9 protein-coding genes are annotated in these 12,770 nt (G+C 74.2%); 5 read left to right on the top strand and 4 right to left on the bottom strand.

Features of this window, described 5'->3' with window-relative positions; genetic code table 11:
* Window positions 1-6: 6 nt before the first annotated feature.
* Together rph and ACFKCF_RS51050 are read right to left on the bottom strand one after the other, a co-directional pair.
* Window positions 7-2,661: a rifamycin-inactivating phosphotransferase gene (gene rph, locus ACFKCF_RS51055; RefSeq protein ID WP_394503263.1), complete on the bottom strand. Its 2,655-nt coding sequence runs from the start codon at window positions 2,659-2,661 to the stop codon at window positions 7-9.
* A 31-nt stretch (window positions 2,662-2,692) separates the two neighbouring features.
* Window positions 2,693-3,439, bottom strand: coding sequence for a TioE family transcriptional regulator (locus ACFKCF_RS51050; protein WP_394503261.1), 747 nt, complete (start codon window positions 3,437-3,439; stop codon window positions 2,693-2,695).
* A 42-nt stretch (window positions 3,440-3,481) separates the two neighbouring features.
* Between ACFKCF_RS51050 and ACFKCF_RS51045 the strand changes: the two genes are divergently transcribed.
* Window positions 3,482-4,684 (top strand): erythromycin esterase family protein, encoded by a 1,203-nt coding sequence (locus ACFKCF_RS51045; RefSeq protein ID WP_394503259.1) that lies wholly within the window; start codon window positions 3,482-3,484, stop codon window positions 4,682-4,684.
* A gap of 83 nt (window positions 4,685-4,767) precedes the next feature.
* Here the strand turns inward: ACFKCF_RS51045 and ACFKCF_RS51040 are convergent, their stop codons facing one another.
* Together ACFKCF_RS51040 and ACFKCF_RS51035 are read right to left on the bottom strand one after the other, a co-directional pair.
* Window positions 4,768-5,910, bottom strand: a complete 1,143-nt coding sequence (locus ACFKCF_RS51040; RefSeq protein ID WP_394503258.1) for an NAD(P)/FAD-dependent oxidoreductase — start codon at window positions 5,908-5,910, stop codon at window positions 4,768-4,770.
* 39 nt (window positions 5,911-5,949) lie between these two features.
* Entirely contained in the window at window positions 5,950-6,951 is a 1,002-nt protein-coding gene (locus ACFKCF_RS51035) for an ArsR/SmtB family transcription factor (protein WP_394503256.1), read from the bottom strand.
* 96 nt (window positions 6,952-7,047) lie between these two features.
* Here ACFKCF_RS51035 and ACFKCF_RS51030 point away from each other — a divergent pair, with 96 nt between their 5' ends.
* The 4 genes from ACFKCF_RS51030 to ACFKCF_RS51015 form a co-directional block, all read left to right on the top strand.
* On the top strand, window positions 7,048-8,637 hold the full coding sequence (locus ACFKCF_RS51030) for a serine/threonine-protein kinase (protein WP_394503254.1): 1,590 nt from the start codon (window positions 7,048-7,050) through the stop codon (window positions 8,635-8,637).
* Between the two features lies 1 nt (window position 8,638).
* Window positions 8,639-10,285, top strand: coding sequence for a protein kinase (locus tag ACFKCF_RS51025; RefSeq protein ID WP_394503252.1), 1,647 nt, complete (start codon window positions 8,639-8,641; stop codon window positions 10,283-10,285).
* Window positions 10,282-11,634, top strand: a complete 1,353-nt coding sequence (locus ACFKCF_RS51020) for a serine/threonine-protein kinase (RefSeq protein ID WP_394503250.1) — start codon at window positions 10,282-10,284, stop codon at window positions 11,632-11,634. Before ACFKCF_RS51025 ends, ACFKCF_RS51020 begins: the two co-directional genes overlap by 4 nt.
* Window positions 11,631-12,770: protein kinase (locus tag ACFKCF_RS51015; protein ID WP_394503248.1), on the top strand; the 1,140-nt coding region annotated here is incomplete at its 3' end. The genes ACFKCF_RS51020 and ACFKCF_RS51015, both read left to right, overlap by 4 nt.

Raw genomic sequence — 12,770 nt, 5'->3', positions numbered from 1 at the left:
ACCCGGTCAGAGCAGTTCGACGTATCCCTCGGTGCCGTTGACGCGGATGAGCCGGCCGTCCTCGATGCGCCGGGTGGCGTTCTCCACGCCGACGACCGAGGGCAGGCCGTACTCCCTGGCGACCACCGCGCCGTGGGTCATCACGCCGCCGACCTCCATCACGACGCCCTTGACCGAGACGAACAGCGGCGACCAGCTCGGGTCGGTGTAGACGGTGACGAGGATGTCGCCCTCCTCGACCTCGGCCTCGTCCATGCTCAGCACGACGCGGGCGCGCCCCTCGACGACGCCCGACGACACGGCGATGCCCGCCAGCGCGCCCTCGGGCAGGGCGCCGGTGTCGTACTCGCCGGAGATGACCTCGCCCTCGGAGGTGATGACCCGCGGCGGCGTCAGCTTCCGGTACTCCTCGAACGCCTCCCGCCGCTCCTCGACGAGGGCCTGGTCGAGGCGCCCGGTCCGTACGACCTCCCTGAACTCCTCCAGCGACAGGAAGAACACGTCCTGCGGCTCCCTGATCACCCCGCGGGCGACGAGCCCGGCGGCCTCGGCGAGCAGCGCCCGCTTGTACAGCTCGTACCGCTGGAACAGCGCGTGCTTGGAGTACTCGCGGTAGCCGATGAAGTGGCGGATGAGGCTCATCTGCCGGGCCGCCTTCTTGGCCTTGCGCTCGCCTCCCGGCAGCGCCCTGAGGCGTTCCAGCAGGCCGGCGATGGTGCGCTCGGCCTCGGCGCGGCCCCGCTCCACCTTGCGGGCGCGCTCGCCGGGCGCGAAGTTCCTGACGTTGCCCAGCAGGAGCGGGACGAGCTGGGTGGGGTCCTCGCTCCACCGGGTCCTGGTGAGGTCGATGTCGCCGGAGCAGTGCATCCCGTACGTGCGCAGGTAGCCCTCGAGGGCGCGGCGCGCCTCGGGACCGCCCTCCAGGCCGTCCAGCCCGGTGAGGAGCGTGTCCCGGCCGGCGCGTTCGAGGTGCTCGACCACCTGCGGGTACGGGCGGACGGCGTCGGCGACGTCCAGCAGGTCGAGGCCCATGGCGGCCACCACGTTGTGGTCGGCGGACCGGGCGATGGCGTCGGCGGCGTTCCGCACGCCGAGCCAGGCTTTCATGCGCTTGTTGACCCAGTTCACCGCCTGGATGCCGACGAAGGCCGCCGCCACGCTGCGCGGGTCGAACGTGAGCCGGGCCAGCACGTCATGATCGTCCAGGATGTACGCGAACAGCTCGTCCCCGGACCTGCCCGCGATGCCGCGCCGCAGTTCCTCGACCGTCCGCTCGTTCTCGGCGATCAGCTCGGGCACGGCCTCGGTGTCGTCCTTGCCGGACATCTTCAGATATTGGCGGGCCATCGGCAGCAGCCCGCCCTCGCCGAAGTCCAGCATCGAGGTCCTGCCGCGGGCCAGGCCGCGCACGAAGTCCTTCCTGGTCAGGACCTGGCGCAGGGCGTTGGCCATGAGGACGTCCACCTGGCCGAGGCTCTTGAGCGTGACCGCGCGGGCCCATGGGGAGGACAGCTCGGGCGAGACGTCCTTGTAGAACCGACCGCCGGACACCGTGCCCGCCGAGCGGCCCAGCCGATCGTGCAGGAGCGCGAACACCGACAGGCCCAGAGGCTTGAAGGCGTCGGTCATCATCTGCCGGTGGCCGTACGACATGAAGACGTGGTTCTTGCCGTCCGAGGTTTCGGGCACCGGGTAGAGGGTGGTGATCGGGCGGCTCTGGAGGATCTGGAACTCGCCGCCGGCCAGGCCCCACTCGATGTCCTGCGGGCGGCCGAAGTGGCCCTCGATGCGGCGGCCGAGGCGTTCGAGGCGCAGGATCTGCTCGTCGCTCAGGGTCTGGACGTGCCGCCGCGCGGGCTCGATCTCCCGCTCCTCCGTGCCGCCGTCCGGTGAGGGGCGCAGCTCGATGGCCTGGGTGACGACGTTGCGCGCGATGATCTCGCCGGCTCGGACGCGGTAGTTGTCGGCGTTCGCCACGCCCGACACGAACGCCTCCCCGAGGCCGAACCCGGCGTCGATCGAGACCACCTGCCGGTTGCACGTCACCGGGTCGGCGGTGAACATGATGCCCGCCGCCTCGGGGAAGACCATCCGCTGCACGACCACGGACACGCGCACCGCGCGGTGCCCGAAGCCGCTCTTGATCCGGTACGCCACCGCCCGGTCGGTGAACAGCGACGCCCAGCAGCGCCGCACGCTCGCCAGCACCGCCGGGGCGCCCCTGACGTTCAGGTACGTGTCCTGCTGGCCGGCGAACGAGCTGGACGGCAGGTCCTCGGCGGTGGCGCTGGAGCGTACCGCGCAGGGCACGTCGCCGAGCTCCCCGAGGCGGCGCAGGATGTCATCCTCGATCTCGGCCGGGACGGGCAGCGTCTCGACGGCCTCCCGGAGGCGGGCGCACGCCTCGGCGATCCCGGCACGGTCGTCCGCGCGCAGCCCGGAGAGCCCGTCGATCAGCGCGGCGATCGACGGGTCCGACTCGACGACCGTGCGGTAGGCCTCGGTGGTGACGCAGAAGCCCGGCGGCACCCGCGCCCCGTCGACGGCGGACAGCTCGCCGAGGTTGGCTCCCTTGCCGCCGACCAGGGGGAGCAGGGTCTTGTCGATGTCGTGGAAGCCGAGCACGTAGGCACCCATGGCGTGTTCCCGTCTGCCTGTCATGGCGAATTATGATACAGAGCTGTCCTGTATCTTAATCCTCCGGGCCTCCGGCGGAACGGCCGGGGTGATTCAGGTACGCGTCGAGGCCGGCGGCGCCGGTCAGCATGGCGCGGCCACGGGCCGTCAGCCGGGCCTGCCAGTCGCGCAGGGTCGCCTCCAGGGGCGTGATCCCTCCGGCGGAGCGCACCTGGGCCAGCAGCGGGGCGATCTGCTCGAGCAGGTAGCCGCCGCGTCTTAGCTGGTGGGCCAGCCGGGCGTCGCGCACGTCGGCGGCCGTGTAGACGCGGTAGCCGGTTTGAGGGTCGCGGCGCGGATCGACCAGCCCGGCGCGCTCCCACTTGCGCAGCGTCGCGGGCCTGATGCCGAGCCTCCTGGCCAGGGGGCCGATGAAGGTGACGCCCCCGGGTCCGGGCCGCTCCTCCGGCGCTCCGGGCTTCTCCTCGGCGGTCAGGTCGCGCAGGGCCCGTTCCACGGCCAGCAGCGTCCGGCGGTCGTCGAGCAGTTGCGCGTGGCTCTCGTCGATGAGCCGCAGGGCCTGCTCGACCGCGCCGCCGTTCACCTCCCGCATGATCGAGGTGGCCGTCTGGTGGCCGTGGCCGGGGATCAGCGCGAGGAAGGCGCGCAGGGCCTCCCGGTGGACGGGGGTATAGGTGCGGTAGCCGTGGGGAGTGCGCGCGGCGGGCGGGAGGATGCCCGCCTCTTCATAGTTGCGGATGGCCTGCGTGGACAGGCCGTGCTCGCGCGCCAGGTCCACGGGCCGCAGTCGCTCGCGGGGCATTGGGAAAGTTTACACAGAAGGTTCAACGATACGGTTTAAGGCATGGAATCCGCGATCCTCGACTCCGGCCGGCCCTTCGAGGGCGCCGCGATCACTCAGCTGCTCCGGTCGTTCCCGGCTCCCCCGCGCCTGCTCGGCCTCGGTGAGCCCACGCACGGCGAGGAGGCCTTCCTCCGGCGGCGCAACGAGGCCTTCCGCCATCTCGTGGAGCACGAGGGCTACCGATCGATCGCGATCGAGAGCGACTGCCTCGCGGCGCTGGTCGTGGACGCGTACGTCACGGAGGGCGCGGGGACGCTCGACGACGTCATGCGGCGCGGCTTCAGCCACGGGCTCGGCGGGTCGGCCGCCAACCGGGAGCTCGTGGCCTGGATGCGGGAGCACAACCGGCACCGGCCCGCGGCCGAGCGCATCCGGTTCTTCGGCTTCGACGGGCCGATCGAGCTGGCCGGGCCCGCCAGCCCCCGCCCCGCTCTCGCCGGGCTGCACGGCTATCTCGCCGCCCACCTCGACGTGCCGCCCCTCGACACCATCGACCGGCTGCTCGGCGACGACTCCCGATGGACGAACCCCGACGCCACCATGGACCCCACCCGGTCCGTCGGCCGCTCGCCCGACGCCGCCGAGCTGCGCCTCGTGGCGGACGACCTCGTGGCCCTGCTCATGGCGGAGTCGCCGCACCTGATCGCCGCGACCTCGCGGGCGGCGTGGTGGCGGGCCTGCCTGTTCGGGCGTACGGCCACGGGCCTGCTCCGCTACCACGCGGGGATGGCGGACACGTCGCCGAGCCGGGTCGTGCGCCTGATGAGGCTGCGGGACACGATGATGGCCGAGAACCTCCTGGCCCTCACCCCGCACCACGGCCCGGCGCTGGTCTACGCGCACAACCGGCACCTGCAGAGGGACAGGAGCGTCTGGCAGACGGCCGGCTGGCAGGGCGGCGACCTGCTGCTGGAGTGGTGGAGCGCGGGAGCGATCGTCGCGGCGCAGCTGGGCGGGGAGTACGCCTTCATCGCCTCGACCGCGGGCGCGGCGGCCCCGCCGGACACCCTGGAGGGCGTCCTGCACGCCGCCCTGCCCCACGACGGTTACCTCATCGACTCCAAGCGCCTGGCCGAGGCCCTGAAAGGGGTCGAGCTGGCGCCTCGCACCGACACGAGCTCCGGCTACTTCGCCCTGGAGCCCGGCCAGGTGGACACGACCGACGGGATCCTCTTCCTCAACGACCTCCCGCCGGCCGACTGACCCCGCCCGTCCTCTCGGGAGGCCCCCGTCGCGCCTGCCCGGTGTCGCTCCCGAAAGGACCTCAGTCGAAGTACGGCGGGGTGTTACTGCTGCCCCGGCCGCCGCGCCGGGACAGGGGCCGGCCCAGCGGTGCCGTCGGCGAACCGGGACGGCCGGAACGGCGCCAGCAACGCCGACTCCTCGCCGTACACCTCCCCCGCCACCTCCCCCATGAGCAGCGGCGCCAGCGTGATCCCGCTGTGCGTGGCCACCGTGTACACGCGCCGCTCCGCGTCCACGAAACCCGCCACCGTGAGCCCGTCCCCCGGCATCGCCCGCCGTCCGACCACGGCCCGCTCCACCGCGGCCCCGTCCGTGGCGCGCAGCACGCCGTGCAGCCGGGACATGATCGAGTCGAGGACGTCGCCGGGCACCGGGACGGCCGGGTCCGCCCGCCCGTCCAGCGGCAGCGACTGCAGCAGCAGCCGCCCGCCCCCGTCCGGCCGCAGGTTGAGCCCGCCGGTGTGGAGCACGCGGGACAGGCGCGCGGGCAGCGGGGCCGTGGTGACCAGGAAACCGTTGGTGACCGCGCCGGACACGACCGGGTCGAGCATGGGCACCTCGGCCCCCGCCAGCCCCGCCACTGCCTGCGTCCAGCGCCCCGTGCAGGTGACCACCACGTCGCCGCCGAAGGTCCGCCCGTCGGCCGCCGTCACCTCGACGCCCGACGACGAGGTCTCGATCCCTGTCACCTCCGCCCCGCACGCGACCGCGGCCCCGGCGTCGCGGGCCTCGCCGAGCAGGCGCCCGAGCAGCCGCAGCGGCTGGACATGCGCCTCCATGGGGAAGAACACGTACTCGGCGCCGGGAGGCGGCGGCACCAGGTCGGGCTCCAGGGCGAGGGCGCGCCCGGCGGTGATCCGCTCGACCGGGTAGCCCATGCCGGCCAGCCGCCGCACGCGGGCCTCCAGGAGCTCCTTGTGCTCGTCGGAGACCGCGTACTCGAGGTTGCCCGTGGGGAAGAACCAGTCGCCGGGGAGCTGGTGGTGCGCCCAGACGGCGGCGTGGTTGAGGTCGAAGTACTCCTTGGGCGTCTTGTTGTTGGCGTTGACCCACGCGAGGGAGGTGGACGTCGTGCCGGATCCCGGCGTACGCGCCTCCAGGACAGTGACCTGGGCGCCGCGCCGGGTGAGCCCGGCCGCGACCGCGGATCCGACCACCCCGGCGCCGATGACGACGACTCGCACATTGGCTCCCTTCACTGGCCGGCGCCGAACAGGCATCACTCAATGGTCGAGATGGCGGTGAGGTCGTTCGAGCAGCCCGCTGCCCAGCGGGGTCAGCAGGTTGAGCACGGCGGGGCCCCGGCGCACGCTCCTGATCAGGCCCGCCTCCCGCAGCACCTTCGCGTGCCGGCTGGCCGCCGCCAGCGACACGCCCGCCCGCCGTGCCAGCTCGGTGGTGGTGGCCCCGCCGTCGGCGGCCTGCAGGACGGCCGCGCGGGTGGCGCCGATCAGCGCCTCCACCGAGCCCGGCGTCCGCACGCCCGGCTGCCGGCGGAACGCGGTGTCGATGGGGTAGATCAGCACCGGCGGCAGCTCGGGGTCGGCCAGCGAGACCGGCACCCGGCGGCAGAAGAAGGACGGCACCAACGTCAGCCCCCGGCCGCGCAGCTGCAGCTCCCGGTCCACGCTGTAGTCGACCTCCAGCACCGGCGAGCGCCAGCGCATCAGCGGCTGCATGCTGCTGAGCAGGCCCTCGACGCCGGAGCTGAGCAGCTGGCCGGCACGCCAGGCCCGGTCCGCCTCCACCGCGGGCTGGATGAGGTCCTGGTACGGGGCGATGGCCGCGGCGTGGTAGCCGGCCAGGGCGGTGGCCAGCTCGGTCACGGGCGCGGATGGACGGTCGGCGAGCGCGCCCAGCCAGGCGGGGATGGGCGTGTGCCGGGCGAGCAGCTCCAGCTCGTGGCGGAACCGGCGCAGCGGGGTGGCGCGCAGCGCGTCGAGCCCGGCCTCCAGGCCGTCCCGGGCCGCCACCGGCGTGAGGAAGTCAGGGAAGTACGGCGCCTCGGGCGCCAGGGCGGTCAGCCAGCGCAGGCCGGCGGCCATCCTGGACAGCCTGACCGGGCTCTCGCGCAGCCTGCGCTCCCAGGGCCGGAAGGCCGGCGCCTTGTCCTTGTCCTGCAGCCGGAACTTGCTGAGCACGGTCTCCCACAACGGGTCCGCGCCCGCGGCCACTGTCGTGCGCGCAAGGTCGTCCGCCGTGAAATGAATGCGCAGCAGCCCCACGAACCCTCATCTCGGACACCGGCGAGCAGCTTGTTTTCACTAGGCTGCAAAGGGTCTGGCCGAGGCATCGTACCAACGACCACCATGTGACCAACGATGATCGACAATCCCCCCGAATCCCTATTATCTGGGCGCTACCGGCTGATCCGGGCGCTCGGCCGAGGCGGCATGGGCACCGTCTGGCTCGCCCGTGACGAGACGCTCGACCGCGAGGTCGCGGTCAAGGAAGTGCTGCTCTCGCCCGACATCGCGGCGGAGGAGCGCGCCGAGCTGTGCGAGCGCACCGTGCGCGAGGCGTACGCGGCGGCGCGGCTGAGCCATCCGGGCATCGCCACCGTCCACGACGTCTTCTCCGAGGACGACCGCCCGTGGATCGTCATGGAGCTGCTGCGCGGGCGCACGCTGCAGGACTCGATCCGCGACGACGGCCCGTGGGCTCCGCAGCGGGTGGCCCGGCTCGGCGCCGACCTGCTGACGGCCCTGTCGGTCGCGCACCGGCAGGGCATCCAGCACCGCGACGTCAAGCCCGGCAACGTGTTCCTGTGCGACGACGGCCGGGCGGTGCTGACGGACTTCGGCATCGCCAGGATCGACGGCCAGGTCACCATCACGCAGTCGGGGCTGCTGATCGGCTCGCCGGGGTTCATCGCGCCCGAGCGGCTGCGGGGCGAGCGCGGCGGGCCGCTGTCGGACCTGTGGTCGCTGGCCGCCACGCTGTACACGGCGGTGGAGGGCACCTCGCCGTTCCACACCGCGTCACCGCTGGCGACGCTGCACCGGGTGCTCACCGAGGAACCGCCGCCGTCCGCGCAGGCCGGTCCCTTGCTGGGGCCGGTGCTGCTTCGGATGCTGGCACGCGAGGCCGCCGACCGCCCTGACCCCGCGCTGGCGGGCCGGTGGCTGGAGGCGGCCGCCTCCGGCGTACCGCCCCTCATGGACCGTCCCCGCCGTCCGCGCCCGCGCCTCGGCAGGGCCGTCCCGGTGGCCGCCGCCGTCGCCGGGCTCGCCGTCGTCGGGACCCTCGCCTGGTACGGCGTCGCCCGCGACACCCCTGACCCGCCGCCCCGCGCGGCCGGCCCGCTCGCGTCCGCCGCCGCTCCGCCGGCTACGGCCCTGCCGTCTCAGGGGCCGTCTCAGGGGCCGTCGAAGGGGCCGTCGAAGGGCCGGTTCACGGTGCCGGTCGACTTCTGCACGCTGCTCACCGGCGCGCAGGTCAAGGAGACGGCGTACGGGCGCGAGCTGAAGCGCGGCCATTCGGAGGACGGCTGCGCCTGGACGAAGCGGAAGGTCGGGCTCTCCGTCGAGCCCACGAAGGCCCAGAACAAGGACTACTGGGAGGCGCTCCCCGTGGAGGCGCACGAGGAGTTCCTCAACAAGCGGACCGTCAACGGCGACGGGTCCAGCGGCGGGGTGTGGCAGTGGGGCGCCGTCGGGATGGAGTGGCCGATCGGGACCACCTCCACCGCCGCCGCCCCGGTCGCCGGGGTCGGTGAGGAGGCGTTCCAGTACGACGTCTCCGATCGGAGGTCGGGCACCATGGTGAGGTCCAACGTCGTGTTCCGGGTCAGCAACATGGTGGTCGAGGTCCAGTACGTCGACTTCGACGGCACGCAGGCGGCGCGGGTGCGCTCGGCCGCGCTGCGGGCCGCCAAGCTGACGGCCGCCGCGCTGAGCAGGCGGGGGTGACATGACGTCGCTGATCGGAGGCAGGTACCGGCTCATCGAGCCCGTCGGCGAGGGCGGCATGGGCGTCGTCTGGCGGGCCCGCGACGAGAGCCTCGGGCGGGAGGTGGCGGTCAAGCGGGTACGGCTGGCCCCCGGGCTGGACACCGCTTCGCGGGCGGCTCTGTGCGACCGCGCGCTCGCCGAGGCGAGGACGGCCGCCGCGCTACGGCATCCCTCGATCGTGGCCGTGCACGACCTGATCGTCGAGGACGGGGATCCGGCGATCGTGATGGAGCTGGTCCACGGGCCGTCCCTGGAGCAGGTCATCCGCGAGAACGGGCCGCTGCCCGCGCGCCGGGCGGCCGAGATCGGGCTGCGGGTGCTGTCCGCCCTGGCGGCCACGCACGCTGCGGGGGTGCTGCATCGGGACGTCAAACCGGCCAACGTGCTGCTGGCGGGGGACGGGCGGGTGGTGCTGACGGACTTCGGCATCGCGACCCTGGTCGGCGGCCTGCCCGGCACCCCGGTCGGCACGCCCGGCTACACGGCCCCCGAATGCCTGCACGCCCCCGCCCTCATCCAGCCCACCGGCCCGGCCGACTCCCGCACCGCGATCCAACCCACCAACCCCGCCCACCCCGGCGCCACCGCAATCCAACCCACCAACCCCGCCGACCCCGGCGCCACCGCGATCCAACCCACCGACCCGGCGTCGCCCCGGGCCGCCGGGTCCGGCTCGGATGCCTGGTCGGAGGCCGCGGGACCGGCCTCGGATCTCTGGTCGCTGGCCGCCACCCTCTACACCGCCGTCGAAGGGCGCGGCCCGTTCGCCAGGGACAGCGCCGTCGCCACGCTGAGCGCCGTCCTCACCGAGCCGCCCGCCCCCTCGGGGAGCGTGCTGTGGCCGGTGCTGGCCGCCGCGCTGGACAAGGACCCACACAAGCGTCCCGGTGCCGATCGGCTCCGGGGCTGGCTGGAGGCGGTCGTGCAGGGGCCGGCCGCTACAGCCGTACTTCCCGAACCGCCGCAGGCCACTCCACCCGGCGTGCGGCTGCCGGTCGCGCTGGGCGCCCTCGTCCTCGCGGGCCTGGTGGGCGCGGGCGCCGTCGTCGTACCCCAGCTCGGGCGACCCTCCGCGGCGGCCCCCGCGTCCCTCGCCGCCGCGCCGTCGGCGACGTCCGCGGCGGGGCGGTTCGCCGCCCTGCCGCGCGCGTGCGGCCTCCTCACCCCGGAGCAGGCCGCCAAGGCCGTCCCGAAGGCGTTGATCATGCCGAGGGAGAACGCCGAATGCACCTGGCATCGGAGCCTGGTCAAGGAGTCCCGGTCGCTGCGGCTCGAACTGGAGATGCAGGAGCCGACCGACACCCATGCGGAGATCGCGCTGGCCGCCGACGACTTCGACTCGCGGCGGGAGGAGGCCGAACGGAGCAGGAAGTACTCCACCCTGGGCAAGAGCTCCGAGATCATCGACCTCGAGGGGCTCGGCGACGAGGCGATGACGTGGACCGTCACCGACGACCGCCGGCCGCAGACCGAGGTCGCGATCGTCTTCCGGGTGAGCAACCTGGTGGCCAAGCTGACGCTGCGGCACGAGGTCGCCAAGGACCCCGCTCTGCCCGAGCAGGCGGGCGCCGCGGCCCGCTCGATCGTCGAGGCGCTGACGCGATGAGGGGCACCGTACTGGCAGGGCGCTACACCCTGGCCGAACCGCTCGGCCCGGGCGGCGGCACCTGGCTGGCCAGGGACGAGGTGCTGCACCGCGACGTGGCGGTCAAGCGGATCCCCCTCACCGCCGCCCACGCGACGACGGGCGCGCAGCCGGGCTCGGGGGCGGTCGAGCGGGAGCGGGTGCTGGCGGAGGCCAGGTTCGCGGCGTCGCTGAGCCATCCGGGGCTCGTCACCGTGCACGACGTCCTCGCCACCGGCCCTCAGCCCTGGGTCGTCATGGACCTCATCCGGGGCGGCTCGCTCGACCGGGTCACCGCCGCCGAAGGGCCGCTGGAGCCGGGCCGGGTCGCCGCGATGGGGCTGCGGCTGCTCGACGCGCTGGCCGTCGTCCACGCGCACGGGCACCTACACGGCGCGGTCACGCCGGGCAACGTCCTCATCGCCGCCACCGGCGAGACCGTGCTCGCGGGCCTCGGCACCACCACCCCCGCTCCCTCCGCTGATGTGCGCATGCTCGTCACCACCCTCATGTTCGCCCTGGACGGGGGCTCCACGCCCCGCCCTGACAACGCGGCCGCCTCCCCGGCGCTCCTTCCCCTGCCACGGGAGGCGGCCGCGTTACGGGCCGCGCTCGCCCGGGCGCGCGACGGGGCGGAGGTCCGTGCCGTCCTGACCGAGGCGGCGGCCCGGGCGGCGGTCATGGCGGCCGAGGTGCCTACCGTGCCCACCGAGATCAGGCCCACGAGCAGGGGCCGTACGCTCTGGCTGTCCGCCGCCGCCGCGACCGCGCTGGTCGCCACCGTGGCGGCCCTCGCCGTCGCCAGGCCCGGCACCGCGACGCGCGACTCGGCCTCCACCGCCACCACCGCCGCCACCACGCCCGCCACCCCGACCCCGAGCCGGTCCCGGACCGCGGCGGCGGCTCCCTCTCCCGACCCGTGCGCGCTGGTCGTCCCGACGGACCGGGTGGTGCCGAGCACGTCGTCCACGTGCTCCGTCACCGTGGACGACGCCAGCGTGACGATCAAGACCCAGCCGAACGTGGACACCGCCCGCAAGGTGTTCGACGCCCTCCGCAAACGCCGGCAGTCGCAGACGGGCACCTCGAAGGTGGAGCGCGCGGTCACCACCCCCGTCAAGAACGTGCCCGGCCTCGGCGACCAGTGCTTCTCCCAGGACACCACCGTGGGCATCCTGTCCAGCGTGAGCAGCAACGTCTGGCTGCGCGTGCGCACGATGGTGATCGAGGTGTCCGTGATGGGGAACGGCGCGGCGGTCACCTCCGAGATGCGGGACACCGCCATGCGCGCGGCACGCACCACCGCGGCCAGACTGCAGGGGAGCTCATGACCGGCGAACGCTTCCACCCGATCGGCCCCCTCGCCCTGGGCGCGCCCGGTCGTGCCCTGCGGGTGTTCGACCGCCGCACCGGCATGGAGGTCGCGGCCAAGCGCCTGCCGCCGCCTCCGGGCCGGTTCGACTTCGACGAGGTACGCCGGCAGGCGATGGCCGCGGGCGGCCTGCGGCACCCGTCGATCCACCCGGTCTTTGAGGTCGTCGGCGTCGGCGCCGAGGTGTGGATCCTCTCCCCGATCGTCAACGGCTGGTCCCTGCGCGCCGAACTCCACCAGCGCGCCGCCCTCGGCCCGGCCGCGGCCGCCGCGATCGGCCTGCGCGTGCTGGACGCGCTGACGTACGCGCACCGGCACGGCGTCACCCACGGCAACCTGCACCCGGGCAACATCCTGCTGGCCCCGGGCGGCCACGTGGTGCTGAACGACTTCGCCATCCCCGCCCTCGCCGCCGAAACGGCCGCCCGGCTCCCCGGCTTCACCGCACCCGAGCTCCCCATCGACGACGGCCCGGCGCCCGGAACCCTGCCGGAAGTCGCTGACCCGGCAGCATCCGAAGCCAGGCCGAAACCCGCCGACGCCGATCCCACGCCGGGACCCGCCGACGCCGAAGCCGATCCCACGCCGGGACCGGCCGACCGCCAAGCCGCCGACGGCCAAGCCGCCGAACCCGCACGCGCCGGTGACGGACTCGTGCCTGGGCCTGCCGCCGATCTGTGGGCACTCGGCGCGATCCTCTACACGGCGGCGCTCGGCAGGCCGCCCTTCGTCCGGGCCACGCCGGCCGCCACGGCGGAGGCCGTCCGGCAGGGGATCGCGATCGAGGCGAAGGACCCGTTCACCGCCCTCCTCCGCGACCTGCTCGACCCGGACCCGGCCCGCCGCCCGGACGCGGCCACCGTCCACGCGGTCCTGCAGGGTGCCGCCGCGCGGCCCGCCTTCGAGGTCGCGACCGTCACGGTCGGCGGCGTCGAGATCGTCGGCCACCCTCTCTCCGCCGACGCCCCCGCCGCTCCCCCGGCCCCGCCCAAGCGCTCGCCGCGCCTCAAGCCGGCCGCCCTCGTCCCCGCCGTGGCCGCCGCCGCGGTCCTGGGCGCCGGCCTCGCGCTGCTGATCCCCGTCGGCACGGCCGCG

The organism is Nonomuraea sp. JJY05 (genome assembly GCF_043496855.1).
Lineage (GTDB): Bacteria > Actinomycetota > Actinomycetes > Streptosporangiales > Streptosporangiaceae > Nonomuraea.
This window is presented reverse-complemented; position numbering and strand designations above follow the sequence as displayed.

Bases quoted from the DNA above. Each gene is read 5' to 3' on its own strand.
- rph (WP_394503263.1), bottom strand. From the start codon at position 2,661: ATGACAGGCAGACGGGAACACGCCATGGGTGCCTACGTGCTCGGCTTC.
- ACFKCF_RS51050 (WP_394503261.1), bottom strand. From the start codon at position 3,439: ATGCCCCGCGAGCGACTGCGGCCCGTGGACCTGGCGCGCGAGCACGGC.
- ACFKCF_RS51045 (WP_394503259.1), top strand. From the start codon at position 3,482: ATGGAATCCGCGATCCTCGACTCCGGCCGGCCCTTCGAGGGCGCCGCG.
- ACFKCF_RS51030 (WP_394503254.1), top strand. From the start codon at position 7,048: ATGATCGACAATCCCCCCGAATCCCTATTATCTGGGCGCTACCGGCTG.
- ACFKCF_RS51025 (WP_394503252.1), top strand. From the start codon at position 8,639: ATGACGTCGCTGATCGGAGGCAGGTACCGGCTCATCGAGCCCGTCGGC.
- ACFKCF_RS51020 (WP_394503250.1), top strand. From the start codon at position 10,282: ATGAGGGGCACCGTACTGGCAGGGCGCTACACCCTGGCCGAACCGCTC.